Source organism: Curtobacterium sp. MCBA15_008 (genome assembly GCF_001865065.1).
In the GTDB taxonomy this organism is placed as follows: domain Bacteria; phylum Actinomycetota; class Actinomycetes; order Actinomycetales; family Microbacteriaceae; genus Curtobacterium.
The window spans coordinates 130622-154954 of sequence record NZ_MJGN01000023.1; the positions used below are offsets into that span (position 1 = coordinate 130622).

Sequence of the window (24333 nt, forward strand, 5' to 3'; positions counted from 1 at the left end):
ACCAAGACGATCGGCAGGACATGGGCTATGACGGTGACGACGTTGACGAAGAACACGATGCACGGGCTGTTCGTCGGGCTGACCGGGGACGCGTCGCGTGCCCGGGCCATGAGGATCATCCTCCAGGCGAAGCGTGCGACTGCAGCGGAGGCGAGGGCGCAGGTCCAGGGGCAGGCGCAGGGGCAGGCGACAGCGACCAGAAGGTTTTCGCGTACGCACTGAGTGGGTGTTTCGCAGGTCATCAGCGCTACGCGGCGCGGGACGTAGCGTGAGCTCGATGGATCGTTCCCAGCCCCACATGCGGTCGTAGTCGGATCAGAGTCGTACCGCGTCGTCGACGACGTGCCCGAAGTTCGGATCGTGCGCGAGGTCGTGGTCCTCGACGAGCAGGTCGACGGGGAACCCGGTGAGCTGTTCGACTTCGTGAGCGAATCCTCCCAGGTCGAACAGCGTCGCGCCGGGGGCAAGGGAGACGAGGAGGTCGATGTCGCTGCGTTCCGTGTCGCGGCCGTGCACCGCCGACCCGAAGACCCGCACATCGGTCAAGCGGTAGCGCTCTGCCAGCGCGAGGATGCTCCGAGCGTGGAGTGCGAGCGGGATGCTCGAGCGCAGTCTCGCGGCAGTGAGCATCAGCGCGAGCACCTGCGGTGACGGGCACACGACGTCTTCCTCGTACTGCCGCACGGCTTCGGTGGAGATGCTGACGCCGACGGCCAGGTCCTCGAGCGACATCGCGATGTCGTCTCGTGCAGCGCGGATGAGGCTGCCAGGTGAGACCAGGGCCATGATCGGACCGTAGCGCCCGTTCTAGCCGTTGCACGCACATGTTGAGTACACGCGCACCCGCCGCACCTACCGTCAGGCGCGGGAGGCATCGTGAAGTACATCAACTACGACGGCAGCATGATCTTGACGGGCGACGCGATCGCCGACGCGGTCCTGGACTACGCGGCGATCCTCGGCGCGAACAGCAGGACGGACACGGTGGCGATCCCGGCGGTCGCCGACGACGGATCGGTCACCCGGACCACCGTGTTGCTCGGACCGGCGAGCGAACTGACGCTCAGCGCTGCGCCGGACGACGAGCTCGAACCCGAGGACCGGGCGTTCATCCGGCACCTGCGGGACGCCGCGCAGCGCGTCGGGGACGAACTCCCGGTCGACGCCGACGGTGGCCACCGCTTCCGCGGGGCCGATGGCCCGGACGACGGCGGCCCACGCGACAGCGAACCGGCCGACAGCGGCGGAGACGACCGCACCCACTGAGACGACGGAAGCCGCCGAGCACTGCTCGGCGGCTTCCGTGTGTTGGTGCGTGTGGCTCAGGCCGCGAGGGCCAGTTCTCCGGCGCGGACACGCTGCGCCTGGACGAGCGTGCGGCTCGCCTCACCGCGCCACGAGCGGCCCGGCACGGTCCAGCCGGCCTCGCCGTCGATGTCCACGCGGGCACCACGGGTGATGAAGAGACCGAGGTCGTCGGCCGGGATGCGGACGAGGTACTCGCGCTGCGAGCGCTCGTCGCGCACACCGAACTCGGCGATGCGGTCGGGAGAGACGGTCGGCGCCGCGAGTGCGGTGCCGGTGATGGTGATTCGTTCGTTGCTGGTCATGGTGTTGCGGTACTTCCTGGTCGTTCGGCGCCCAGGGCGACTCGGTGTCGGCGGACGGCTGAGTCCGGCGCGACGCATCGAGTGCGGGGCGCGCACGTCGCGTTTCAACGTGCAGCTCGTCCGTTCGGATCGAGCGGGGGTCTCGCGGGAATGCGACTCGGGTGAGTCGGCTTCGAGACGGGGTGGTGTGCACGAGTCAGATGGGTTCGCTGCAATGCACCAACAAAACACACTACACGGATCACTCCGAGAAGTCCAGGGTCGGCTCAGACGTCGAGGAATTCGTCCCACCGGCCCCCGCCGACGGCGACGTTCCCTGATCCGTCGAGTCGGGCAGCCGCGGAGCCCGGCTTCCGCCCGGCCTGCCCGTGGATCAGCCCGTCGAAGGTCGCCGAGAAGTCGAGCCGGGGGACCGCGGCACTGACGGCTCGCAGGGCGGAGTGGTCCCACCGGTCGAAGCCCGCGCCGGAGACGTCGAGCGAGGTCGCGACCTCGAGCAGGTGGCCCTCGGCGTCGAGCGCGGGATCGACGGACGTCCACATGTGCCGCTCGACGATCTCGCCGACGCGTCGGGCACGTCCGGCGTCCCACCCAGCACCGAGCGCGAACACGGAGCCGACGGCACCGCCGGCGTCCTCGAACGGCACGGCGTGGGCGTCGAACGACGGTGTCACGCCGAGGTCGTGCAGCATCGTCGCGACGAAGAGGAGCTCGCGGTCGGGCTCGAGGTCGATCGTCGGCGCGAGCAGCGAGGCCCAGGCCCACGAGCGCAGGCAGTGGTTGACGAGCGCCGGCGACGACCAGCCGCGCACGACGTCGAGCGCGCGCGCCGCGACGGGGGAGGGCGGGGCCAGCAGCGCGTCGACGTCCAGGCTCATGGCACGACAGTAGCGGTCACCCGACCGGACGACGGCCTGGAGGCGCGGTGCCAGCTGGCACCGCGCCTCCAGGCCCGCACGGGGTTCAGTTCAGGGTCGGGGTGTCCTCCGGCACGACGCCGCCGCCGTACAGGTCGGTCGCCAGGTCGCGGAGCGCGCGCAGCGCGACGCGCTGCGTCAGCGGCCCGTATGAGATCCGTGCGACGCCGAGCGCCTCGTACTCGGCGGCGGGGAGCGCCCCCGGCAGCCCGATCACGGAGAGCTTGCCGTGGCCGAGGCCCTCGACGAGCCGCTCGACCACGGAACGCTCGATCGCGCCCGGCACGAAGACGAGGGCGGCGCCGTTGTCGAGGAAGGCCTTGCCGCGGGCGATCGCGTCGGCGATGCTCTCGTCGATCGGACGGTCGCCGCCACGGGCGATCGCGTCGGTGCGGGCGTTCAGCTGGAAGTCGACGCCCTCGGCTCGTGCGGCCGCGGTGATCGCTGCGACACGGGCGACGGCCTCGTCGAAGGGACGGAGGCGGTCCTCGACGTTGGCGCCGACGATCCCGGCGGCGATCGCACGCCGGATCGTCTCCGCCGGGTCCGCGTAGCCGTCGTCCAGGTCGGCAGTGACGGGCAGGTCGGTGGCGGCGGCGACGGTGGCCGCGCCGGAGAGGGCCAGGTCGAGGGGCATCCCGCCGTCCTCGTAGCCGTACGAGGCGGCGATCGAGTGCCCGGCGGTCGCGATCGCCTTCGTCTCCGGCAGGTCGCTGACGACCTTCGCGCTGATCGCGTCCCAGACGTTCACGACCCGGAGGATCTCGGGGGCTTCGTGCAGTTGCTTGAGGGTGACGGCCTTGTCGGCGGTGCTCGTGCTCATGCAGCCGACAGTAGGCCGACGGGGCGGCCCCCGGCCGCAGCGGGACCCGTGGACGACGCGGGATGACGTCCGTACTCGCGCCGCGCCTCCCGTCCGGGGCATGCTGGGACGCATGGCGAGCGACGAGCAGGACCCGGTCGGCACGCTCCGAGGGGTCCGGACGAGCATCAAGTGGACGCGGTACGCGCCCGACGTGCTGCCCCTGTTCGTCGCCGAGATGGACCACGACGTCGCGCCGGAGATCCGGCAGGCGCTCATCGAGCGGGTGCAGCAGTCGGACCTCGGGTACCTCGACGGTCCGGGGCCGCTCGCGCCCGCGTTCGCGCAGTTCGCGCTCGACCGCTGGGGTTGGGAGATCGACCCCGCGCGGATCCACCTGGCGACCGACGTCAGCGTCGGGATCGTGGAGTCACTGCGGCTCGCACTGCCCGACGGTGGCCGGGTCGCGATCACGCCGCCGGTGTACCCGCCGTTCTTCGAGCTCGTCGAAGAGGCCCGATGTCAGGTCGAGGAAGTCCCGCTGCGTGAGCAGTGGGGGCAGTACCGGCTGGACCTCGAAGGCCTCGAGCGGGCCTTCGCCGACGGTGTCGGGGTGTTCCTGCTCTGCAACCCGCACAACCCCGTCGGGCTCGTCCACGACCGGGCCGACCTCGTCGCGATCGCCGAGCTGGCGGCGCGGTACGACGTCCTCGTCATCAGCGACGAGATCCACGCACCCCTGACCCACCCCGGTGTGACGTTCACGCCCTTCGCGGCGGTGGCCGAGTCGGCCGGGGCCCGGAGCGTCTGCGTGACGAGCGCGAGCAAGGGCTGGAACCTCGCCGGCGTGAAGTGCTCGATCATCGTCGCCGGTGACCCCCGCACGGCGACGCTGCTCGACACCCTGTGGGAGGAGGTCGCCTGCCGCACGAGCATCCTCGGGCTGCACGCGAACCTCGCGGCCTTCACCGTGGCGACGCACTGGCTGGACGACGTGGTCGCCCGGATCGTCGCGAACGAGCGGCTGCTCGCCAAGCTCCTGGCCGAGCACCTGCCGGGGGTCGTCTACTCCCGCCCGCGGGCCGGGTACCTCGCGTGGTTGGACTTCCGGGGCATCGGGCTCGGCGACGACCCCGCCGTGCCGCTCCGGGAGCACGCCTACGTCGCCCTCAACTCCGGGCTCGGGTTCGGGTCGCAGGGGCGCGGGTTCGCGCGGCTCAACCTGGCGTGCTCACCCGAGACCCTGCGCGAGGCGGTCCTGCGGATCGCGGCGGCCTACCCGTCGAGCGCGCAGGAGGGGTTGGTCTGGCACGTCGCGTGAGGTGACGGGCGAAGTCGGGACTCGACGCAGCACCTGGTCGCTGCGGCGCGCTGAGACGGCGGGGTGTCAGGCGATGTACTGGTTGCGTCCGACGACACGGATGGACAGGTCGACGTCCCGCACGGAGATCTCCTCAGTCAGGGCGATCCACTCGCGGGCGACGAACCCGACGGACGGCCACCGCGTGACCTCGGTCACCAGGAAGCCGTCGATGAACACCTGCCACGCGCCGCTCTCGCGGACGGCCTGCACCTCGTGTGTCGCCATGTCGCGAGCGTACCGGCTCAGCCGACCCGCTTGGCGTAGTACCGCAGCGTGGGGAAGTCGCCCGACGGGGTGCACCAGTCGGCGGGTCCGCGTCCGGTGAGGCACCAGCCGCGACGCTCGTAGAGCCGCCAGGCCGCCGGCGACTCCTCGGCCACGTCGAGGCGGACGTGGGTGCCGGGGGCGCCCCGCTCGGCGGCGTCGAGCAGGGCGTCGGCGATGCCCTTGCCCCGGTGTGCCGGGTCGACGAACAGCCGGGTCACCTCGGGCATGCGCCCGGGGGCGGGCACCGCGACGCCGACGTGTCCGACCACCCGGTCGTCGTCGGTCGCGACCCAGGCGGCGAGGAGTCCGTCGGGGGAGATCCAGTCGCGCGGGGCCTCCGGCCAGTCGGTCGGGTAGCCGACGCCGTACGCGCGCCGGAGGACCTCGACCAGGGGGTCGAGGTCGGTCTCGGCGCGCTCGTGGATCCGCATCTCGTCGGACGCTATCGGACGGCGGCGCCGGATGGTCAGTGTCCGGCGAGACGGGTGCTCAGAGATCCAGCGCCATGTGCACGTCGGCGCGGACGTAGGGGCTCGGTGCGACCTCGTCGTGGCCGAGGTGCCGGAAGCCGAACGCCTCGTACAGGTGCACGGCGCTGGCGAGTCGCGCGTTGCTCTCGAGCACGACCCGGTGCGCCCCGAGCGCGCGGGCCCGGTCGAGTGCGGCGGCGATGAGCTTCCGGCCGGTGCCGTGGCCCTGGTGGTCGGGCGAGACGGCCATCTTCACGAGCTCGAACACGCCGGGGGCGACCAGGGCGATCCCGATGCACCCGATGACCGGGCCGTCGTCGCCGAGGCGGGCGACGAAGGCGGCGCCACCCGGTTCGACGATCTGGCCGACCGGGTCGCCGAGGAGCGCGCGGTCGGCGTCCTCGAGGGTGAAGAAGCGGCTGATCCAGTCCTCGTTGAGGGCCCGGAAGGCGTCGGCGTCGGCGGCGGAGGCGATGTCTTCGATGGTGAGCGAGTCAGAGGCAGTGGCGTCGGGCATGGTCCCATCTTCGAGCGCCGTTCGTACTCCGTCCAATACTCGTTCGCGCAGATCGATACGCTGCGTGCATGGATCGTGCACCCGAGGTCGACCTCCGGCAGCTGCGGGCGTTCCTCGCCGTCGCCGACGAACTGCACTTCGGTCGAGCCGCCGAGTCCCTCCGCATCGCACAGCCGGCGCTCTCGCAGCAGATCCGCCGCACCGAACGGGCACTCGGCGTCGACCTGTTCGTCCGGACCTCCCGGAGCGTCGCGCTCACGCCGGCCGGTCGGGTGCTGCAGGGTCGAGCACGCTCGCTGCTCGCCCAGGCGCGGCGCGACCTCGACGAGACCGTCCGGGTCGGTCGGGGCGAGGTCGGTCGGCTCGACGTCGGCTTCGTGGTGTCCGCGCTGCCGCTCGGTCCGATCGAGCGCGTGCAGGCCTTCCGGGAGCGCTACCCGCTCGTCCGGGTCGAACTCACCGAGGGGTACTCGTCGCAGCTGCTCGCCCGCATCGTCCGCGGTGAGCTCGACCTGGCGGTCGTGCGCGACCCCGATCCGGACCCGGCCGTCCGGCTCCTGCCGTTCCGGACCGAACGGTTCGTCGCGGCCGTCCCACGCGGTCACCGGCTCGCCGGCCGGGCGTCGATCCGCGGTGCGGAGCTGCTCGACGACCCGTTCGTGTTCTTCCCGCCCGAGGCCGGTGCCGTCGCGACCGAGCGGAACCTCGCGCCCGTGGTGTCCGGCGGTCGTCGGCCCGTGGTCGTGCAGGAGGCCACCACGTGGGCGACCGTCCTGCACCTGGTCGGTGCCGGCCTCGGTGTCACGGTCGCGCCCGAGAGCGCCACGCTCGCGGCGCCCGACACCGTGGTGCTCCTCCCGCTCGACGGCGACGAACACCGGAGCGAGCTGGCCTGGGCGTCCCGTGCCGGAGACGACCGCGAGATCCTGCGGAACTTCGTCGCCGCGACCGAGTGACGCGGTCGCGCGCGCGGCTCACGCGCGCGCTGCTCAGCTGAGCGGCAGCACCGGCGCGCGCTGGTCCCCGAGCTCGTCCTCGCGCCAGGGTCGCGATCCGCGCAGGGTCAGGCCGAGCTGTGCGAGCACGAACCCCACGTGCGGTTCGACGTCGGGGTCCCACGGCCCCTCGACCCCGAGACCGAAGGCGCCGAGTTCGTCGTCGGCCTCGTCGCGCAGGGTGAGCCGCCACCGTCCGTCGCCGAGCTCCTCGACCACGGCCCAGCGGGCACTGCCGAACCGGCTCACGCCGTCTTCATGATGTCCGCGGTGAAGTTGCGGATGCGTCCCAGCAGCGCCTCGCCGCGCATGGCGATGGTGGCGGGCGGGTTGAGGTGCGGCGGCGCCGTGCGGATGAGCATCGGGCAGCCGAGGTCCTCGCAGATGTAGGTGCCGATCGTGTTGCCGTTCCGCCCGGACTCGCCAGCGCGTGACGCCGAGAACAACCGCACCTGCGTGGCGGGCTGCGGGGAGTGGCAGAACGAGCACATCGCGGCGATGCCGGGACGGAGCGATCCGCCGGCGGAGCGCACGACGATGCCGACCGGGCGCTCGTCGATCCACGACACGATGTAGCCGCGGCGGGCGGCCTGCGGGTCACGCCAGCCGAGGAACTCGCGTTCGTCCCACAGCGTCTCGTGCAGGCCGGGGATGGGCAGCTGGGCGAGCTCGTCCGGGGTGGCGTTGACGAACGACGAACGGATGTCTGATTCGGTCAGTGGCTTCACGGTCCGTTCACCCTATGCCTCGCCTCCGACACGGGCTACTCAGGACGACAGACGGGAGGCGCGGATCGCCCCGAGCGCGCTGGTCTCGTCCGCCACGAGCACCGCTCGACGCAGGGCGTCCCGCCCCACCCGGCGGGCCGCCGCGTCGTCGGCCGCGAACTCCACGAGCACGCGCGTCGAGCGCGCCATGGCGCGCGCACCGGGGACCCACGGGACCGCACGCTCGATCGACTCGGCGATGCCGACCGCGACCGCGTGGCGCTGGGTCAGGTGCGCTCGTTCGTGGGCGACCACGGCCTCCAGTTCGTCGGTCCGCAGACGGTCCGCGAGCCCTGTGCTGACGAGCACCCCGCCGGACCGACCGGGGACGGCGCACGCCAGTGCGTGCTCGGCCTCGACGACGGCCACCGGGGTACCGTCGATCTCGCGGTGGGGTGCCGCGCCGGAGCGCATCGCCTCGCGCACGGCTTCGTGCTCGGGGCCCGGACGGACCCGGACGGCGATGACGAAGGCGAGGACGGCGAGCAGGGCGACCCCGATGTTGAGCCCGTGCGTGGGGGAGTCCCCGAGCCCGAACGGATCGGCGATCGGCCGGTTCGCCAGGACGACGAGCGTGATGCCGGCGATGAAGCCGACGACACCGAGCAGGACGGCGACCGACCAGGACACGAGGGCCGTGCGCGGTCGGTCGATGGTCCAGGCGGAGCGGGTCAGGAACCGGGGCGCGAGGACCACGACCGCGAGGGCGAGCGCGATGAGGACGACTCCGGTGACGACCACGGCGACCGGTCCGTCAGGAGCGCGACCGGGCGTCGAGCGCGCGGCGGAGCACGTCGAGGTCGTCGGAGGCGAGGGACCCGGTGAACTGCAGCAGGGCGGCCTCGCGGTCGGTCGCCGCGGCGAGCGCGTTCGACATGAGGGACGCCGTCTGTTCCTCGCGGCTGTTCGACGCCCGGAACGTCAGCGGGGCGTCGTCGTGCTCCTGGCGGTCCACCTGGCCCTTGCGGCCGAGGCGGTCGAGCACGGTGAGGACGGTCGTCAGCGCGGGGCGGGGCTCGGGGAAGGCGTCGAGCACCTGGCGGGCCGTGAGCCCCGCGTCCGAGGTCTCGGCGGCGGACCAGAGCGCGTCGAGCACCGCCTGCTCGAGCTGGCCACGGGGGCGCGATCGCTGTCCTGCCACCCGGGCATTCTACGAGACGTCGAACCGTGGCACACGACACATGCCCGTAACGCGGGCTGGGTATGCTCGTGCGCGGACAACTGAACACCGGCCGACCATCCGTCGCGGGAGACGTCGTGCAGTGCCCCGGCACACGCACGGCACCGAAGGAGCAACCTCCCCGTCAATCTCTCAGGTCCAACACCGCCACGGGCAGGCCACTCTGAAAAGCAGACGCAGTGCGTCTCGCCCACGGTGAAAGCCGCCGGACCTCACGGGCCGCGGTGAAACTCTCAGGCACATGACAGAGGGGGAGTTCCGCCCGACGACGGTCGTCGGGTCCTGTCGATGCCAGGAGAACTCCGCCATGCGTTCGTCCCCCCTCGAAGCCGCGCACGAAGCCGCCGGTGCCACGTTCACCGACTTCGCCGGCTACCGCATGCCGGTGCGGTACTCGTCCGACCTGGCCGAACACCACGCGGTGCGCCAGGCCGCCGGGGTGTTCGACCTGTCGCACATGGCCGAGATCGGCGTCACCGGCCCGGGCGCCGTGCCGTACCTCGACCACGCGCTCGCCGGCTCGTTCGGCGCCATGCCGGTCGGCCGTGCTAAGTACTCCCTGCTGCTCGCCGAGGACGGCGGGATCCTGGACGACCTCGTCGTCTACCGCACGGAGGAGGACGTCTTCCTCGTCGTCGCGAACGCGTCGAACCGACAGGTCGCGGTCGACGCCCTGACCGCTCGCGCCGACGGGTTCGACGTCGAGGTCTCGGACGACTCCGACACCACGGCGCTGGTCGCCGTGCAGGGCCCCGCCGCCGCCGGCACGCTCGACGCCCTCGTCGTCGCGGACCGGTTGCAGCCCGAGACCCCGCTCGACGAACTCGGCTACTACCGGGTCCTGCACGCGCTGTTCGACGGCGCCGACGTCCTGGTGGCACGCACCGGCTACACCGGCGAGGACGGCTTCGAGGTCTACAGCGACCCCGCGGTCGCCACCGAGATCTGGGACGCGATCCTCGAGGCCGGGGCCGACCGTGGCGTCGTGCCGGCCGGACTCGCGGCGCGTGACACTCTGCGGCTCGAAGCCGGCATGCCCCTCTACGGGCACGAGCTCGGCACCGACGTCCGTCCGGCGCAGGCCGGGCTCGGCCGCGTCGTCGCGAAGGACGGCGACTTCGTCGGGGCGGAGGGGGTCACTCCGGCAGAGGACGCCCGCGTGCTGATCGGCCTGGTCACCGAGGGCCGTCGTGCGCCGCGTGCCGGCTACGACGTCGTGCACGACGGCGTCGTCGTCGGCTCCATCACCTCCGGCGCCCTCTCGCCGACGCTCGGTCACCCCGTCGCCATGGCCTTCGTCGACCCGTCACTCGCCACCGAGGGGCAACTCCTCCACATCGACGTCCGCGGCACGGCCATCCCCAGCACCGTCACCGCGTTCCCCTTCTACCGCCGCACTCCGAAAGGCTGATCCCGTGACCGACCAGACCGCACTCCAGTACACCGCCGACCACGAGTGGCTGCTCGTCGAGGGCGACACCGTCACCGTCGGCATCACGGACCACGCCGCCGAGCAGCTCGGGGACGTCGTCTACGTCGAGCTCCCCGCGGTGGGGACCGCCACGACCGCCGGCGAGCAGATCGGCGAGATCGAGTCGACCAAGAGCGTCGGCGAGCTGTTCGCCCCGATCGAGGGCGAGGTCGTCGCGATCAACGACGCCGTCGTCGACGCGCCCGACACCGTCAACCAGGACCCGTTCGGCACCGGCTGGCTCGTGAAGATCAAGGTCGAGGGCACCTCCTTCCCCGAGGACCTGATGGACCACGACGCGTACCGGGCGTCCATCGCATGACCGGCTCGACCACGCCCCAGGGGCACGAGAACCTGCAGACCACCTTCGCCGACCGTCACATCGGCACGACCCCGGCCGACCAGCAGACGATGCTCGACGCCGTCGGGCAGCCCACGCTCGACGCCCTGGTCCGCGCGGCCATCCCGGAGTCGATCCACGCCGCTCCGGCGACCCGGTCGTCGATCCCCGCTGCCGTGGGCGAGACCGAGGCGCTCGCCGAACTCCGTGCCAAGGCCGGCCGCAACACCGTCCGTCGCGCCATGATCGGCCTCGGCTACCACGGCACCCACACCCCGGCCGTGATCCAGCGGAACGTGCTCGAGAACCCGAGCTGGTACACGGCCTACACGCCGTACCAGCCGGAGATCTCGCAGGGCCGGCTCGAAGCGCTCATCAACTTCCAGACGATGGTGTCCGACCTGACCGGCATGGCGACCGCCGGCGCATCGATGCTCGATGAGGGCACGGCCGTGGTCGAGGGCATGCTCCTCGCCCGCCGCGCGTCGAAGGTCAAGGGCGACGCGTTCCTCATCGACGCCGACCTCCTGCCGCAGACCCGCGCGCTGCTCGACCACCGTGCCGACGCCGTGGGCATCACGCTGCGCGCGTTCGACGCTGCCGACGGCCCGAGCGACGACCAGCTCGACGGTGCGTTCGGCGTCATCGTGCAGTACCCGGGCGCCTCGGGCAGCATCGTCGACCCGTCGTCCGTCATCGAGCGGGTCCACGCCGGCGGCGGCATCGCGGTCGTCGCCGCCGACCTGCTCGCGATGACGCTCCTCGCCAGCCCGGGTGACCTCGGTGCCGACGTCGCCGTGGGGACGAGCCAGCGCTTCGGCGTCCCGCTCGGCTTCGGCGGCCCGCACGCCGGGTACCTCGCCGTCCGCGCCGGACTCGAGCGCCAGCTGCCCGGCCGGCTCGTCGGGGTGTCCTTCGACGCCGACGGGCAGATGGCCTACCGCCTCAGCCTGCAGACCCGCGAGCAGCACATCCGTCGCGAGAAGGCGACGAGCAACATCTGCACCGCGCAGGTCCTGCTCGCCGTCATGGCCTCGATGTACGCGGTCTACCACGGGCCCGAGGGCCTGCGCTTCATCGCCGGACGCGTCGCACGCACGACCGGTGCGCTCGCCGCGGCTGCGCAGGACGCCGGACTCGAGCTCGTCCACGACGCCTACTTCGACACGCTGACCCTGCGGGCAGCCGGCCGCGCCGGGGCGATCGTCGCCGCCGCGCAGGACGCCGACTACCTGCTGCGCCAGGTCGACGAGGACACGTTCCAGCTGTCCGTCGACGAGACGACCACGCCGGACGACGTCGCCGCCCTGGCGGGCGTGTTCGGCGCCGTGGACGTGACCGTCCCCGCGACCGAGACCGCCGTGCGCGACGCGGCCACGGGCCTCCCGTCCGCCCTGCAGCGCGAGAGCGACTACCTGACGCACCCCGTGTTCAGCGCGCACCGCAGCGAGACCCGCATGATGCGGTACCTCAAGCACCTCGCCGACAAGGACTACGCGCTCGACCGCGGCATGATCCCGCTCGGCAGCTGCACGATGAAGCTCAACGCGGCGACCGAGATGGCGGCGGTCACCTGGCCGGAGTTCGCGAACGTGCACCCCTTCGCGCCGCGCGAGGACGTCGTCGGCTACCTCGACATGATCGGCGACCTCGAGACCTGGCTGGCCGAGGTCACCGGGTACGACACCGTCTCGCTGCAGCCGAACGCCGGCAGCCAGGGGGAACTCGCCGGGCTCCTCGCCATCCGCGGGTACCACCTGGCGCACGGCGACGACGCCCGCACGGTCTGCCTCATCCCGTCCAGCGCACACGGCACGAACGCGGCGTCGGCGGTCCTCGCCGGCATGAAGGTCGTGGTCGTGGCGTGCGACGAGAACGGCAACGTCGACCTCGACGACCTCCGGGCGAAGACGACGCAGCACGGCGACCAGCTCGCCGCGCTGATGATCACCTACCCGTCGACGCACGGCGTGTACGAGCACGACATCCGTGAGATCTGCGACGCCGTGCACGACGCCGGCGGACAGGTCTACGTCGACGGCGCGAACCTCAACGCGCTGCTCGGGCACGCCCGCTTCGGCGACTTCGGCGGGGACGTCTCGCACCTCAACCTGCACAAGACGTTCTGCATCCCGCACGGCGGCGGCGGCCCCGGTGTCGGCCCGGTCGCGGCGAAGTCGCACCTCGCGCCGTTCTTGCCCGGACACCCGTTCGCACAGGACGCCGACCGCCGACCCGGCTCCGTCACGGAGCCCGGTGCCGAGCGCGACGCACACGCCGGTGGCCCGGTCAGCGCCGCGCCGTACGGCAGCCCGAGCATCCTGCCGATCACCTGGACCTACGTCCGGATGATGGGACTCGAGGGACTCACCCGCGCGACCGAGGCCGCCGTGCTCGGCGCGAACTACATCGCGGCCCGCCTGCGCGACTCGTTCCCGGTGCTCTACACGGGCGAGTCCGGCCTGGTCGCGCACGAGTGCATCCTCGACCTCCGTCCCCTCCGCGACAGCACGGGGATCACGGTGGACGACGTGGCCAAGCGCCTGGTCGACTACGGCTTCCACGCCCCGACGATGTCCTTCCCGGTCGCCGGCACCCTGATGGTGGAGCCGACCGAGAGCGAGGACCTGGCCGAGCTCGACCGGTTCGTCGACGCGATGCTCGCCATCCGGGCCGAGGCCTCGGCCGTCGAGCGGGGGGAGTGGCCGGCGGACGACAACCCGCTCGTGCACGCCCCGCACACGGCGTCGTCGGTGATCTCGGGCGAGTGGACGCACGCCTACACGCGGGAGCAGGCCGTGTACCCGCTGCCGGGCATCAGCGCGCGGAAGTACTGGCCGCCGGTGCGGCGGATCGACCAGGCGTACGGGGACCGCAACCTGGTCTGCGCCTGCCCGCCGGTCGAGGCGTTCGCGTAGCGATTCGCGTCCTCGACGCGACGAACGAGCAGACAGGAGGCGCGGTGCCAGCTGGCACCGCGCCTCCCGTCCGTCGTCAGTCCGGTCAGGCGACCGGCGTGACGGGCAGGTGCTTCGCCCACCATGCGAGCACGTGCTCGAACCGCTGCACGCGGTGCCAGGGGCGACCCGATCGGGACAGTTCGTGCCCCTCACCCGGGAACACCAGGAACGACGCGTCGACGCCCGCGCGCTTGAGCGCGACGAACTGCCGCTGACCCTGCTCGATCGGGCAGCGCCAGTCCTCTTCCGAGTGCGCCACCATGAACGGGATCGTGACCTGGTCGGCGTACGTCAGCGGGCTGCGGCGACGCTGCTCCTCCGGGTCGGCGCCCACGTAGGCGTCCGCGAAGAACCAGCCGATGTCCGAGCTGCCCGCGAAGGAGTCCCACGCGTTGACGGCGCGCTCGCTCCAGGCCGCGACGAAGCGGTCGCCGTGGTGCGCGGCGACCCAGCTCGTCATGAACCCGCCGTACGAGCCGCCCATGATGCCGACACGGGAGGCGTCGAGGTCAGGCCGTTCGAGGGCCGCGTCGAGCAGTGCCAGCACGTCGTCCACGTCCACGGTCCCCATCGCCCCGATGACGGCCCGGCCGTGCTCGAGGCCGTACCCGCCGGAACCGCGGGGGTTGCCGATGACGACGGCGTAGCCGGCGCTCGCGTAGACCTGCGCCTCGTCGAAGAACGCCCAGGTGTCCTGTCCGAACGGGCCGCCGTGCACGACCCGGAGGACCGGGTGCGGGCCGTCGCCCTCGGGGAGGACGACCCAGCCGTGGACCGGGGTGCCGTCGGCCGAGGTGCCGGTGAGTTCCTCGATGCGGCGGACGCCGGGGGCGGCCGCGTGGTCGCGGAGCGGGGCCGCGAAGTCGGTGAGGATCGCCGCGTCGTCGGTGCCGGAGGTCAGGTCGACCACGTGCACCTCGCCGGGGGAGTCCGTCGTGGCCGCGGTGGCGACCAGCACGTCGCCGTCGACGTCGAAGCCGGAGACGACCACGTGGCCGCCGAGGACCGTCGGGAGCTCGTCGAGCTGCAGCGCGGTGGTCGTGCCCGCGGGGACGCGCCGGACGGTCACGGTGCCGCGGTCGAGCACGGACACCAGGACGTCGTCGCCGTGCAGCACCGGAGCGCTGGCGACGTCGACGGTCTCGCGGGCGGTGCGCCGGACGGGGGCTGCGCCGTCCGTGACCGACCAGAGGCCCTCGGGTTCGCCCACGAGTCGCCCGTCGAGGTGGGAAGCCCCGACGTAGTGGATCGAGCCGTCGACCGCGATCGTGCTCGAGCTGACGGACCCCTCGGTCCGGACGGCGAGGGAGATCGTGCCGTCCGTGGCGTCGACCCGGTACAGGTCGTCGTCGTGGGTCTCCCGCTCGCCGAGGTCCCGCGGCGCGACGACGAGCAGGGCGTCGCCCTCCGGGTACCAGGCCGGCGCGGCCAGCGAGCACGGTGCGCTCGTCAGGGCGGTGTCGACCGGGGAGGCCGCGCGGTCCGTGACGTCGACCACGACGAGCTGCTGCGGCTTGTCGAGCAGGTAGCCGGTGCCGTCGACGTGGAAGTCGAGCCGCGTGATGAGCCGCGGCGCCTCGGCGCTCGGGGCGGGACGACGGTCGCCGCCGGGGACGGCGGTGCCGGAGCGGCCGGGCTCGGGGAAGCGTGCCGTCACCGCGACGCGCGTGGAGTCGGGCGACCAGACGGGGGAGCCGGCGCCGAGCGGCAGTGCAGTGACGACACGGGCCTCGCCGCCGTCCACGGGCGCGACGGCGAGCTGCGGGTGCGCGGCGCCGTGTTCGTCGTCGACGGAGCGGAGGAAGGCGAGCGAGCGGCCGTCGGGGGAGAGGACCGGGGCGGAGTCCCGGTCGCCGGCCGTCCAGCGCACGGCGCCGTCGGCGGTCACCCGCTCGATGGTGCTGCGGTAGGCATCGGCCTCGAGGTCGGGACGGGACACCGCAACGAAGGCTGCACCGCCCCGCCGGAGATCGCCGCTGACGGTCGGGGAAGAAGGGACGTGGAGGTGGTGGATGTCGTTCGCGAGCACGTGTTCACGCTACGGCCAGACACCGGTCGACGCCGGTGCAGATCGCCTCGCGGCGTTTCCCGAGCGTTCATCGGCTTGGGGGCCTGCCGCAAGACTGTTCAGAATCCGTTGCGGGGTCAAGCGCACGCGTTGCGCATGGCACCTTCGTGGCGCAAGTATCCACAGTCTCACGCAACGATCCGCCGCACACGTTTCCGATGTGTAACAACTTCGTCGGAGATTTTGAGCGCCTTCCGACCCGCACCTATGGTTCTGGGGAACGCGCCGTGGGTCCTGCCTCCTGCACGTTCGATCACATTCCATCAGGAGGATCACAGAGTGAACATCACCAAGAAGCGGGGACGCCAGCTGCTCGGCGCCGTCGCCCTGGCCGGGGCGGCAGCGATCGCCCTCGCCGGCTGCACCACCTCTCCGAGTGCCAACGAGTCCGGTTCGGCGTCGAACAAGACCGTCACCGTCGCGCAGGTCAACGAAGTCACGTCGTTCAACTACAACACCCCCCAGGGCAACCTGGACATGAACGGCATGATCAACTACATGACCCAGCCGCAGTTCGTGACGCTGGGGTCGGACTACAAGATCACGCCGAACACCGACCTCGGCACGATGAAGAAGATCAGCGACGACCCGCTGACGGTCAAGTACACGCTGAACAAGGACGCGAAGTGGTCCGACGGCAAGGCGATCACCTCTGACGACCTCCTCCTCGGCTGGGCGCAGGCGTCCGGCTACTACGACTCGGCCACGCAGGACGCCGACGGCAAGGTCACGAGCGGGACGCAGTACTTCTCCCTCGCCTCGGCCTCGCCGTTCAAGACGGACTACCCGAGCGACATCACCAAGACGTCGATCACGCTCAAGTACAAGGACCCGTACGTCGACTGGAACCTCGTCAACCCGATCCAGTTCCCGGCGCACGTCGTCGCGGACGAGGCGGGCACGACCACCGACGACCTGCTGAAGGCGCTCAAGGACACCCCCGCTGGTGACCCGGCCAAGCCCGCCGCGGCGAACGAGACCCTCAAGAAGGTCGCCGACTTCGTCAACACCGGCTACGACAAGACCAGCCTGCCGAGCGACAAGAAGCTCCTCGTCTCCGGCGGTCCGCTCATGGTCTCCGCGTGGACCCCGAAGCAGTCGATGACCCTCGTTCCGAACCCCGAGTACACGGGCGACCACAAGGTCAAGTTCGGCAAGCTCGTCGTCCGCTTCATCGGTGACGCGAACGCCCAGGTCACGGCCCTCCAGAACGGTGAGGTCGACGCGATCCAGCCGCAGGCCTCCGCCGACACGGTGAAGGCGCTCGACGCGGCCTCCGGCGTGAAGGTCATCGAGGGTGCACAGGTCGCCTACGACCACCTCGACCTGAACTTCGGCGCGTCCGTGTTCAAGGACGAGAACGTCCGCAAGGCGTTCCTCCTCACCATCCCGCGCGACCAGATCCTCCAGTCGATCGTCACCCCGATCAACAAGGACGCCAAGGTTCTCGACTCGCAGCTCTACCTGCCGGGCCAGGAAGGCTACGAGGACGCCGTCAAGGCGAACGACTCCGACGAGTACTCGAAGGTCGACATCGACAAGGCGAAGCAGCTCCTGAAGGGCGCCACCCCGTCGATCAAGATCCTCTACAACACCGAGAACCCGAACCGCGTGGACACGTTCCAGGCGATCCAGGCCTCGGCCAAGAAGGCCGGCATCAAGGTCGTCGACGGCGGTTCGCCGGACTGGTCCTCGCTCCTCGCGGGCGGCGACTACGACGCGTCGATCTTCGGCTGGGTCAACCCGGGTGCCGGCAACGCCGCGATCCCGCAGCTCTTCCAGACCAACAACTCGGGCAACTACAACAAGTTCGCCAACGAGCAGGCCTCGAAGCTGGCTGTGGACACGCAGACCACGCTGGACGCGTCGAAGCTCGACGACATGAAGCAGCAGATCGACAAGATCGCCTTCGACCAGGCCTACGGGCTCCCGCTGTTCCAGAGCCCGGGGCTGTTCGCCACCGGTGCGAACCTGAAGGGCGTCGACTACTTCGGCGGCCAGACGGGCATCTTCTGGAACGTCTGGGACTGGACCAAGTGATCCTGACCGGTCGCTGATCAGCACCACACACGAGGGGGCGCCGGACTCGACGAGTCCGGCGCCCTCCCGTGAGCCGGGACCCTGTCCGGCACCCTCCATCGCCGGAGACCCCGGCACCCACCGCTGTGCGATGTCGAAGAAGACCGCAACGCGGGACCCAGTACTCTTGCTGCTCGGGCCGCCCGATCGGACGACCAGCAGTACGATCCACCACACCGGAGAGGCACCCATCGCCCATGGTGAGTTTCATCGCGAGACGGATCCTCGTCTCGGTCCTCATCCTCATCGCCGCGTCGTTCATCATGTACAACCTGGCGGCGATCGCGGGGAACCCCCTGCAGGACCTCCAGAGCAGCAACTCGCCGAACCGTGACCAGCTCATCGCTGCACGGACCGCGGCACAGCACCTCGACGTCATCCCGCCGCTCCGCTGGGGCATCTGGATCACCGGCGTCGGCAAGTGCGTGATCGGCCAGTGCGACCTCGGCACCACGTTCAGCAACCAGCCCGTCGCGGAGCTCCTCCCGCAGGCCGTCGGTTCGACGATCCAGCTGGTGACGTTCTCGTTCATCCTGGCGATCGTCTTCGGCATCGGCCTCGGCGTCGTCACGGCCCTCCGCGTCTACTCGGGCTTCGACTACTCGATCACGCTGGTCAGCTTCTTCCTGTACTCGCTGCCGTCCTTCCTGATGGCCGTGCTCCTGAAGTCGTTCATCGCGCTGGACTACAACAACTTCCTGGTCGACCCGAAGATCCCACCGGTGACGCTGGTGCTCATCGCGGTCATCGTCGGCCTCGTCATCCAGCTCATCGTGGGCGGCGTCCTCAAGCGACGGCTCATGGTCGGCGCGATCAGCGCCGTCGTGACCGCGGGCATGCTGCTCCTCATGCAGGCCACGGGCTGGTTCACCAACCCGTCGCTCGGCCCGGTCTTCGTGATCCTGTTCAGCGCCGGCATCGGCCTCGCCATGGTCGCGCTGCTCGCCGGCACGAAGAACCGCCGCGCGTGGCTGGTCGCCGGGATCAACGTCCTCGTCGCGATCATCTGCTACTTCGCGCTGCAGGGGCTGCTCAACGTGTCGTCCGGAGCGACGATCTTCATCCTCGCCGTCGTGACCGTCCTGGTCGGCCTGGCATCCGGCTTCTTCGTCGGCGGCCACGACCGCGGGCTGATGATGCGGATCGGTGCGCTGACCGCGTTCCTCAGCGCCGGCGTCATCCTGCTCGACCGCTTCATGCGCTCGTGGATCGACTACACGCAGAACTACGTGTCGCGTCCGATCGCGACGGTGGGCTCGCAGACACCGGGGCTCACCGGCGACTTCTGGATCACCGGGATCGACAGCTACACCCACCTGCTGCTGCCGACGATCTCGCTGCTGCTCATCAGCTTCGCGAGCTACACGCGGTACTCGCGCTCGGGCATGCTCGAGGTCCTCGACCAGGACTACGTGCGTACCGCGCGTGCGAAGGGCCTGCCGGAGCGCACCGTCATCGTGCGCCACGCGCTCCGCAACATGCTCATCCCGATCGCGACGCTCGTGGCAACCGACGTCGGCGCACTCCTCGGTGGCGCGATCATCACCGAGCGGGTCTTCGCGATCTCGGGCATGGGCAGCCTGTTCAACAGCGGGCTGTCGATCACCGACGTGAACCCGGTGATGGGGTACTTCCTCGTCATCGCGATCACGGCGATCGCGTTCAACTTCCTCGCCGACCTGGCCTACTCGGCCCTCGACCCGCGGGTGCGTGTCCGATGACCGCGCTGCGGACGACGACCGAGACCCGTCGCGCCACGAGCGCGGTCGGCCACTCCACGGCAGTGCACCCCCAGGAGGGAATCCGATGAGCACGATCCAGGGCGGCGCTCCGCTCGAACCCAACATCGGCGACGGCATCGAGACGGGGAACACCCCGGACTCGCACGAGAAGCAGATCGGTGAGAGCCAGGGGCGGATCATCCTCCGCCGCTTCCTCGCGAACCGTCTGGCGGTCGTCGCCCTCGTCGTGTACATCCTCGTGCTGGTCTTCGCCGTCTCCGCCGTCGGCCTCGGACCGATCCCGGGATGGTGGCACTACTCGTACCAGAGCCTCGAGACGCTGCAGAACGGTGGCGCACCGACCTCGGACCACCCGTTCGGGCAGGACCGCATCGGCAAGGATTACTTCGCCCTGACCATGCGCGGCATCCAGAACTCGGTGCTCGTGATGATCGTCATCGGCCTCTTCGCGACGTTCATCGGCGTCGTCGTCGGCGCGGTCGCGGGCTACTTCCGCGGCGTCGTCGACGCGGTCCTGATGCGCATCACCGACATCTTCATCGTCATCCCGGCGATCGTGATCGGTGCCGTGGTCGGCAAGACGGCCAACGGTCTCGGGGCGTGGGGCCTCGCGCTCCTGCTCGGTCTGGTGTCCTGGATGGTCATCGCCCGTCTGGTCCGCGCCGAGTTCCTGTCGCTCCGCGAGCGCGAGTTCGTCGAGGCGGCCCGGGTCGCCGGGGCGTCCGACATCCGGATCATCTTCCGCCACATCCTGCCGAACGCGATCGGCGTGATCATCGTCTCCGCGACGCTGCTCATCGCCTCTGCGATCCTGCTCGAGACGGCGCTGAGCTACCTCGGGTACGGCATCAAGGCGCCGGACTCGTCGCTCGGTCTGCTCATCAGCCAGAACCAGTCGGCGTTCCAGACGCGTCCGTACCTGTTCTGGTGGCCGGCCTCGTTCATCGTGCTGCTCGCGCTCTGCGTGAACTTCATCGGTGACGGTCTGCGCGACGCGTTCGACCCGCGCTCGAAGCGGTTCAGCCTCCGCAAGACCCGCGAGGCGAGCGCGCCGGAGAACACGTCCGGCTCGGAGATGATCAGCGCGTGACGTCCCCCCGTGTCCTAGCGCGCCGCGATGGCGAACCAGCCGCCGACAGCGGTCGCCGCGAGCAGCACGATCGACAGCCAGTGCAGGGTGACCGGCACGCGCACGCTGTCCGCCGTGCCGAGCTCGATGGCGTCGCGCTCGCGCAGGTCGTGCCAGCGCTGCCGGATCAGGTACGCGGCGTCGCCGGACGCGGTGGACAGCAGGTCGCCCGCGCGGCGGTTGCCGTCCTCGGCCTCGGGGACGACGCGTCCGTGCCGCTGGTTCTGCCGGCGGGCCAGGGCGACGCCGGCACGACCGGGCGCCGGGGCGGCCCAGACCGCCACGCGGCGGTTCGGCGTGACGAGCGTCAGGGCGAAGCGCGTGTCGACGTGCACGAGCGCCGCCCAGGGTACCCGGACCGTGTGGAAGACGTTGACGACCTCGATGCCGTCGTCGTCGACCGCCAGCCGGGGCCGCCAGAGCGCCACCCAGCCGAGCAGGACGCCGAACGCCGTCGGCACGAGTGCGAGGGCGCGGTCCTGCCAGGTCGCGTCGTTCAGCACGGTCGTGACGAAGAGCAGGGCGACGATCAGCCAGAGGGCGATCGCGAGTCCGCGGTTGAACTTGGACACGAACACATCGCGCGTCGTCGGGGTGGCAGGCATGCCTCCATCGTCGCAGGTCGGCGCCTCCACGCCCGACGCCTGCACACCCGCCGTCAGCGCTCCTCCATCACCACCCACGCGGTCGTCACGAGCGACCGGGAAAGGACCGGACGTCGTTGAGCACGCCCGCCTCCGCGGCCACCACCCCGGCCGCCACCAGCACCCCCGTCGTCAAGGTCTCCGGGCTCGACGTCGACTTCGCGGTCGACGACGTCTGGACCCCCGCCGTCAAGCAGCTGTCCTACGAGATCCAGTCCGGTGAGGTGCTCGCCCTCGTGGGTGAGTCCGGCTCCGGCAAGTCCGTGAGCTCGATGTCGATCCTCGGCCTGCTGCCCCGGAACGCCCGCGTGAACGGCTCGATCGAGTTCCAGGGCACCGAGCTCCTCGGGCTCCGCTCGGCGCAGCTCCGCGAGTACCGCGGCAAGGAGATCGCTGTGATCTTCCAGGAGCCGATGACCGCCCTGAACCCGGTCTTCACCGTCGGTTCGCAGATCGTCGAGACGCTCCGCATCCACTACGGCATCTCGCCGAGCGAGGCGCGCGTCCGTGCGATCGAGCTCCTCGCCATGGTGGAGATGCCCGACCCGCAAAAGGCGTTCGACTCCTACCCGCACCAGCTCTCCGGTGGGCAGCGGCAGCGCGCGATGATCGCCCAGTCGATCTCCTGCGACCCGAAGCTCCTCATCGCCGACGAGCCGACCACCGCCCTCGACGTCACAGTGCAGGCCGAGATCCTCGACCTCATCCGCGACCTCGCCGGCAAGCTCGGCAGTGCCGTCCTCCTCATCACCCACGACATGGGCGTCGTCGCCGACCTGGCGGACCGCATCGTCGTGATGAAGCAGGGCGTGGCCGTCGAGACCGGCACGGTGCGCGACGTCTTCGCGGCGCCGAAGCACGACTACACCAAGACGCTGCTCGACGCCGTGCCGCGCCTCGGCCAGGCTGGCGACGTGGTCATCGACCTCACCGAGACCCTCGAAGCGGTCGTCGAGCACGAGGCCCCCGTCCAGGTCCACGAGACCCTGCTGCACACGGACGTCGTCCAGACGCTCGGCCCGGCGGTCCTCGAGTTCAAGGACGTCGTCATCGAGTACCCGGGGCGCGGCCGCGTGAAGGCGTTCCGCGCCATCGACGGCGTCGACCTGACGGTGCACGAGGGCGAGGTCGTCGGCCTCGTCGGCGAGTCCGGTTCGGGCAAGTCGACCCTCGGCCGTGCCGCGATCGGTCTCCTCCCGATCACGTCGGGTCAGCTCGACGTCACCGGCGTCGACCTGTCGAAGCCGACGCGCTCGCTCGTGCGTCAGGTCCACCAGAACGCGGGCATCGTCTTCCAGGACCCGTCGTCGTCGCTGAACCCGCGCATGACGATCGGTCAGTCCATCGGCGAGCCGCTGCTGCTCGGCAAGGGCATGAAGGGCCGCGAGCTCGAGCGCGAGGTCGAGTCCCTGCTCGAGGCCGTCCGCCTCCCCACGTCGTACTCGACTCGCTTCCCGCACGAGCTCTCGGGTGGTCAGAAGCAGCGCATCGGCATTGCGCGTGCGCTGGCGCTCCGTCCGAAGCTGCTCATCGCGGACGAGCCGACGTCGGCACTCGACGTGTCCGTTCAGGCGACCGTGCTCGAGCTGCTGAAGGACCTGCAGCGCGAGTTCGACTTCGCCTGCCTGTTCGTCACACACGACCTGGCGGTCATCGACGTGCTGGCCGACCGGATCGCGGTGCTGCACCACGGGCACCTCGCCGAGGTCGGCACGCGTGACCAGATCCTCCGCGACCCGCAGGACCCGTACACGCAGCGACTCATCGCCGCAGTGCCCCTGCCGGACCCGGACGTCCAGCGCGAGCGCCGGGAGCTGCGTCGCCAGATCCTCGCCGCCGGCGCGGACGAGTAAGGACTCACCCAGAACGACATCCCCGACGTCACACGACGTCGGGGATGTCGTCGTTCGTGCGCCCGTTCCTTCCCATCGCACGCGCGGTAGGAAGCGGAATCGGGCGTACTCGGACGAAAGAACCGACCGAGTACGCCCGAAACGACCGAGTACGCCCGAAACGGCCCGGGAGGCGCGTTGCCAGGCCGCCACGTGCCTCCAGTCCGTCACGCGCGCGCCCGTTCCTTCCCGTCGCACGCGCAGTGGAAAGCGGAATCGGGCGTACTCGGACGAAAAAACAGACCGAGTACGCCCGATTCGACCAGGTATGCACGGAACGGCCCGGGAGGCGCGTTGCCAGGCTGCCACGTGCCTCCAGTCCGTCACGTGTGTGCCCGTTCCTTCCCATCGCACGCGCGGTAGGAAGCGGAATCGGGCGTACTCGGACGAAAGAACCGACCGAGTACGCCCGAAACGACCAGGTACGCACGGAACGACCCGATGGGCGGGCCTGGAGGCGCGGTGAGGGCCCGCCTCGTGGGCCGCGGCCTACAGCTGCGCGGCCGCCATGGTCGCCACGACGCCGAGGACGATCATCCCGACGATCGTCCACGCGTGCGGGCGGTGGGTGATCGGCGCAGCCGTCACCGTCGCCGGGGGTGGGCCATCCTGCGCGGGCGGGGCGGGCACGAGAGCCCGGATGCGCTCGGCCGCGGCGTCGACGTCGAGGGGGGTCGCGCCTCCCGGCTGGCCCTCGACCACGGCGCTGAGGCGGGCCGACCTGCGGGTGGCGAGCCAGGTGCGGCGGACGCCCTCGCTCGAGAGGATCTCGATGCCGTACTTGGTGCGGACCTCGGTGACGCGACGCCAGGTGTAGGTGCTGGTGCGGCGGACGTCCACGATGCGGAGGTGCTCCGGGGTGAGTTCGAACCGGGGGCGCCAGAGGACCGCCCAGGCGACGAAGGCGATGAAGAGGCTCGGGACCGGGGCGAGCCAGCGGATGCCGTCACCGACGAGGGCGAGGGGGATGAGCGCGACGGCGACGACCCACAGGACGACGGCGAGCGTACGCATGCCGGGGGCGAGGATCGTGGTCACTGGAAGAGGTTACGAGATGCCGACCCGTGTCGGCGCCGTGACGCCCGGAGAGCGACGAGGTCACGAGATGCCGACCCGTGTC

At 70.9% G+C, this 24333-nt stretch carries 24 protein-coding genes and 1 riboswitch; of the genes, 10 read left to right on the top strand and 14 right to left on the bottom strand.

Features of this window, described 5'->3' with window-relative positions; genetic code table 11:
* Nucleotides 1-315: 315 nt before the first annotated feature.
* Nucleotides 316-786, bottom strand: a complete 471-nt coding sequence (locus tag BIU96_RS11195; RefSeq protein ID WP_071292680.1) for a nucleotidyltransferase domain-containing protein — start codon at nucleotides 784-786, stop codon at nucleotides 316-318.
* Between the two features lie 90 nt (nucleotides 787-876).
* Between BIU96_RS11195 and BIU96_RS11200 the strand changes: the two genes are divergently transcribed.
* Nucleotides 877-1266, top strand: a complete 390-nt coding sequence (locus BIU96_RS11200; RefSeq protein WP_071292681.1) for a hypothetical protein — start codon at nucleotides 877-879, stop codon at nucleotides 1264-1266.
* 56 nt (nucleotides 1267-1322) lie between these two features.
* Here the strand turns inward: BIU96_RS11200 and BIU96_RS11205 are convergent, their stop codons facing one another.
* From BIU96_RS11205 to BIU96_RS11215, 3 genes are all read right to left on the bottom strand, one after another.
* Nucleotides 1323-1610 (bottom strand): hypothetical protein, encoded by a 288-nt coding sequence (locus BIU96_RS11205; RefSeq protein ID WP_071292682.1) that lies wholly within the window; start codon nucleotides 1608-1610, stop codon nucleotides 1323-1325.
* 266 nt (nucleotides 1611-1876) lie between these two features.
* Nucleotides 1877-2488 carry an HD domain-containing protein gene (locus BIU96_RS11210; RefSeq protein ID WP_071292683.1) on the bottom strand — a complete coding sequence of 204 codons (612 nt, stop codon included), beginning with the start codon at nucleotides 2486-2488 and terminating at the stop codon, nucleotides 1877-1879.
* Between the two features lie 85 nt (nucleotides 2489-2573).
* Complete coding sequence (locus BIU96_RS11215) at nucleotides 2574-3350, bottom strand: isocitrate lyase/phosphoenolpyruvate mutase family protein (protein ID WP_071292684.1); 777 nt, start codon at nucleotides 3348-3350, stop codon at nucleotides 2574-2576.
* Nucleotides 3351-3462: 112 nt separating this feature from the next.
* On the opposite strand from BIU96_RS11215, the gene BIU96_RS11220 reads away from it, so the two are divergent.
* Nucleotides 3463-4650 (top strand): MalY/PatB family protein, encoded by a 1188-nt coding sequence (locus BIU96_RS11220; protein WP_071292761.1) that lies wholly within the window; start codon nucleotides 3463-3465, stop codon nucleotides 4648-4650.
* Between the two features lie 66 nt (nucleotides 4651-4716).
* On the opposite strand, the gene BIU96_RS11225 is transcribed toward BIU96_RS11220, so the two are convergent.
* Genes BIU96_RS11225 through BIU96_RS11235 form a run of 3 tightly spaced genes read right to left on the bottom strand, consistent with a single transcriptional unit; the run spans nucleotide 4717 to nucleotide 5946 of the window.
* On the bottom strand, nucleotides 4717-4917 hold the full coding sequence (locus BIU96_RS11225; RefSeq protein WP_071292685.1) for a hypothetical protein: 201 nt from the start codon (nucleotides 4915-4917) through the stop codon (nucleotides 4717-4719).
* A 17-nt stretch (nucleotides 4918-4934) separates the two neighbouring features.
* Complete coding sequence (locus BIU96_RS11230; RefSeq protein WP_083402828.1) at nucleotides 4935-5390, bottom strand: GNAT family N-acetyltransferase; 456 nt, start codon at nucleotides 5388-5390, stop codon at nucleotides 4935-4937.
* 58 nt (nucleotides 5391-5448) lie between these two features.
* Nucleotides 5449-5946 carry a GNAT family N-acetyltransferase gene (locus BIU96_RS11235; protein ID WP_071292686.1) on the bottom strand — a complete coding sequence of 166 codons (498 nt, stop codon included), beginning with the start codon at nucleotides 5944-5946 and terminating at the stop codon, nucleotides 5449-5451.
* Between the two features lie 68 nt (nucleotides 5947-6014).
* On the opposite strand from BIU96_RS11235, the gene BIU96_RS11240 reads away from it, so the two are divergent.
* Nucleotides 6015-6902 (top strand): LysR substrate-binding domain-containing protein, encoded by an 888-nt coding sequence (locus BIU96_RS11240; RefSeq protein WP_071292687.1) that lies wholly within the window; start codon nucleotides 6015-6017, stop codon nucleotides 6900-6902.
* 33 nt (nucleotides 6903-6935) lie between these two features.
* Here the strand turns inward: BIU96_RS11240 and BIU96_RS11245 are convergent, their stop codons facing one another.
* Genes BIU96_RS11245 through BIU96_RS11260 form a run of 4 tightly spaced genes read right to left on the bottom strand, consistent with a single transcriptional unit; the run spans nucleotide 6936 to nucleotide 8849 of the window.
* On the bottom strand, nucleotides 6936-7190 hold the full coding sequence (locus BIU96_RS11245; RefSeq protein WP_071292688.1) for a hypothetical protein: 255 nt from the start codon (nucleotides 7188-7190) through the stop codon (nucleotides 6936-6938).
* Nucleotides 7187-7669: an FBP domain-containing protein gene (locus BIU96_RS11250; protein ID WP_071292689.1), complete on the bottom strand. Its 483-nt coding sequence runs from the start codon at nucleotides 7667-7669 to the stop codon at nucleotides 7187-7189. Before BIU96_RS11250 ends, BIU96_RS11245 begins: the two co-directional genes overlap by 4 nt.
* A gap of 39 nt (nucleotides 7670-7708) precedes the next feature.
* Complete coding sequence (locus tag BIU96_RS11255; protein ID WP_071292690.1) at nucleotides 7709-8449, bottom strand: M56 family metallopeptidase; 741 nt, start codon at nucleotides 8447-8449, stop codon at nucleotides 7709-7711.
* Between the two features lie 13 nt (nucleotides 8450-8462).
* A complete protein-coding gene (locus BIU96_RS11260) occupies nucleotides 8463-8849 on the bottom strand; it encodes a BlaI/MecI/CopY family transcriptional regulator (protein ID WP_071292691.1) in 387 nt (128 codons plus the stop codon).
* A 95-nt stretch (nucleotides 8850-8944) separates the two neighbouring features.
* Nucleotides 8945-9045: riboswitch (glycine riboswitch) on the top strand.
* 150 nt (nucleotides 9046-9195) lie between these two features.
* On the opposite strand from BIU96_RS11260, the gene gcvT reads away from it, so the two are divergent.
* The 3 genes from gcvT to gcvP are packed head-to-tail and all read left to right on the top strand — an operon-like array spanning nucleotide 9196 to nucleotide 13617.
* The gene (gene gcvT / locus BIU96_RS11265) at nucleotides 9196-10299 is read left to right on the top strand and encodes a glycine cleavage system aminomethyltransferase GcvT (protein ID WP_071292692.1); all 1104 of its coding nucleotides are present in this window, start codon (nucleotides 9196-9198) and stop codon (nucleotides 10297-10299) included.
* Between the two features lie 4 nt (nucleotides 10300-10303).
* Entirely contained in the window at nucleotides 10304-10681 is a 378-nt protein-coding gene (gene gcvH, locus BIU96_RS11270; RefSeq protein ID WP_071292693.1) for a glycine cleavage system protein GcvH, read from the top strand.
* A complete protein-coding gene (gene gcvP / locus BIU96_RS11275) occupies nucleotides 10678-13617 on the top strand; it encodes an aminomethyl-transferring glycine dehydrogenase (protein ID WP_071292694.1) in 2940 nt (979 codons plus the stop codon). The genes gcvH and gcvP overlap by 4 nt, the downstream gene beginning before the upstream one ends.
* 85 nt (nucleotides 13618-13702) lie before the next feature.
* Here gcvP and BIU96_RS11280 read toward each other — a convergent pair whose 3' ends face one another.
* On the bottom strand, nucleotides 13703-15598 hold the full coding sequence (locus tag BIU96_RS11280) for a S9 family peptidase (RefSeq protein WP_254786100.1): 1896 nt from the start codon (nucleotides 15596-15598) through the stop codon (nucleotides 13703-13705).
* 408 nt (nucleotides 15599-16006) lie between these two features.
* Here BIU96_RS11280 and BIU96_RS11285 point away from each other — a divergent pair, with 408 nt between their 5' ends.
* From BIU96_RS11285 to BIU96_RS11295, 3 genes are all read left to right on the top strand, one after another.
* Complete coding sequence (locus tag BIU96_RS11285) at nucleotides 16007-17767, top strand: ABC transporter family substrate-binding protein (RefSeq protein ID WP_071292696.1); 1761 nt, start codon at nucleotides 16007-16009, stop codon at nucleotides 17765-17767.
* Between the two features lie 236 nt (nucleotides 17768-18003).
* Nucleotides 18004-19527, top strand: a complete 1524-nt coding sequence (locus tag BIU96_RS11290; RefSeq protein WP_071292697.1) for an ABC transporter permease — start codon at nucleotides 18004-18006, stop codon at nucleotides 19525-19527.
* Between the two features lie 85 nt (nucleotides 19528-19612).
* Complete coding sequence (locus BIU96_RS11295; protein ID WP_083402830.1) at nucleotides 19613-20638, top strand: ABC transporter permease; 1026 nt, start codon at nucleotides 19613-19615, stop codon at nucleotides 20636-20638.
* 14 nt (nucleotides 20639-20652) lie between these two features.
* Here BIU96_RS11295 and BIU96_RS11300 read toward each other — a convergent pair whose 3' ends face one another.
* Nucleotides 20653-21282 carry a PH domain-containing protein gene (locus BIU96_RS11300; protein ID WP_071292698.1) on the bottom strand — a complete coding sequence of 210 codons (630 nt, stop codon included), beginning with the start codon at nucleotides 21280-21282 and terminating at the stop codon, nucleotides 20653-20655.
* A 116-nt stretch (nucleotides 21283-21398) separates the two neighbouring features.
* Here BIU96_RS11300 and BIU96_RS11305 point away from each other — a divergent pair, with 116 nt between their 5' ends.
* Entirely contained in the window at nucleotides 21399-23174 is a 1776-nt protein-coding gene (locus tag BIU96_RS11305) for an ABC transporter ATP-binding protein (protein ID WP_071292699.1), read from the top strand.
* A gap of 528 nt (nucleotides 23175-23702) precedes the next feature.
* Here BIU96_RS11305 and BIU96_RS11310 read toward each other — a convergent pair.
* Nucleotides 23703-24251 carry a PH domain-containing protein gene (locus BIU96_RS11310; protein ID WP_071292700.1) on the bottom strand — a complete coding sequence of 183 codons (549 nt, stop codon included), beginning with the start codon at nucleotides 24249-24251 and terminating at the stop codon, nucleotides 23703-23705.
* Nucleotides 24252-24333: the final 82 nt, after the last annotated feature.

What these genes read in the sequence shown, in the direction of transcription:
- gcvT (WP_071292692.1), top strand. Translation starts at nt 9,196, where the DNA reads ATGCGTTCGTCCCCCCTCGAAGCCGCGCACGAAGCCGCCGGTGCCACG.
- gcvP (WP_071292694.1), top strand. Translation starts at nt 10,678, where the DNA reads ATGACCGGCTCGACCACGCCCCAGGGGCACGAGAACCTGCAGACCACC.
- BIU96_RS11205 (WP_071292682.1), bottom strand. Translation starts at nt 1,610, where the DNA reads ATGACCAGCAACGAACGAATCACCATCACCGGCACCGCACTCGCGGCG.
- BIU96_RS11230 (WP_083402828.1), bottom strand. Translation starts at nt 5,390, where the DNA reads ATGCGGATCCACGAGCGCGCCGAGACCGACCTCGACCCCCTGGTCGAG.
- BIU96_RS11240 (WP_071292687.1), top strand. Translation starts at nt 6,015, where the DNA reads ATGGATCGTGCACCCGAGGTCGACCTCCGGCAGCTGCGGGCGTTCCTC.
- BIU96_RS11295 (WP_083402830.1), top strand. Translation starts at nt 19,613, where the DNA reads ATGAGCACGATCCAGGGCGGCGCTCCGCTCGAACCCAACATCGGCGAC.
- BIU96_RS11195 (WP_071292680.1), bottom strand. Translation starts at nt 786, where the DNA reads ATGGCCCTGGTCTCACCTGGCAGCCTCATCCGCGCTGCACGAGACGAC.
- BIU96_RS11290 (WP_071292697.1), top strand. Translation starts at nt 18,004, where the DNA reads ATGGTGAGTTTCATCGCGAGACGGATCCTCGTCTCGGTCCTCATCCTC.
- BIU96_RS11215 (WP_071292684.1), bottom strand. Translation starts at nt 3,350, where the DNA reads ATGAGCACGAGCACCGCCGACAAGGCCGTCACCCTCAAGCAACTGCAC.
- BIU96_RS11220 (WP_071292761.1), top strand. Translation starts at nt 3,463, where the DNA reads ATGGCGAGCGACGAGCAGGACCCGGTCGGCACGCTCCGAGGGGTCCGG.
- BIU96_RS11300 (WP_071292698.1), bottom strand. Translation starts at nt 21,282, where the DNA reads ATGCCTGCCACCCCGACGACGCGCGATGTGTTCGTGTCCAAGTTCAAC.
- BIU96_RS11225 (WP_071292685.1), bottom strand. Translation starts at nt 4,917, where the DNA reads ATGGCGACACACGAGGTGCAGGCCGTCCGCGAGAGCGGCGCGTGGCAG.
- BIU96_RS11210 (WP_071292683.1), bottom strand. Translation starts at nt 2,488, where the DNA reads ATGAGCCTGGACGTCGACGCGCTGCTGGCCCCGCCCTCCCCCGTCGCG.
- BIU96_RS11235 (WP_071292686.1), bottom strand. Translation starts at nt 5,946, where the DNA reads ATGCCCGACGCCACTGCCTCTGACTCGCTCACCATCGAAGACATCGCC.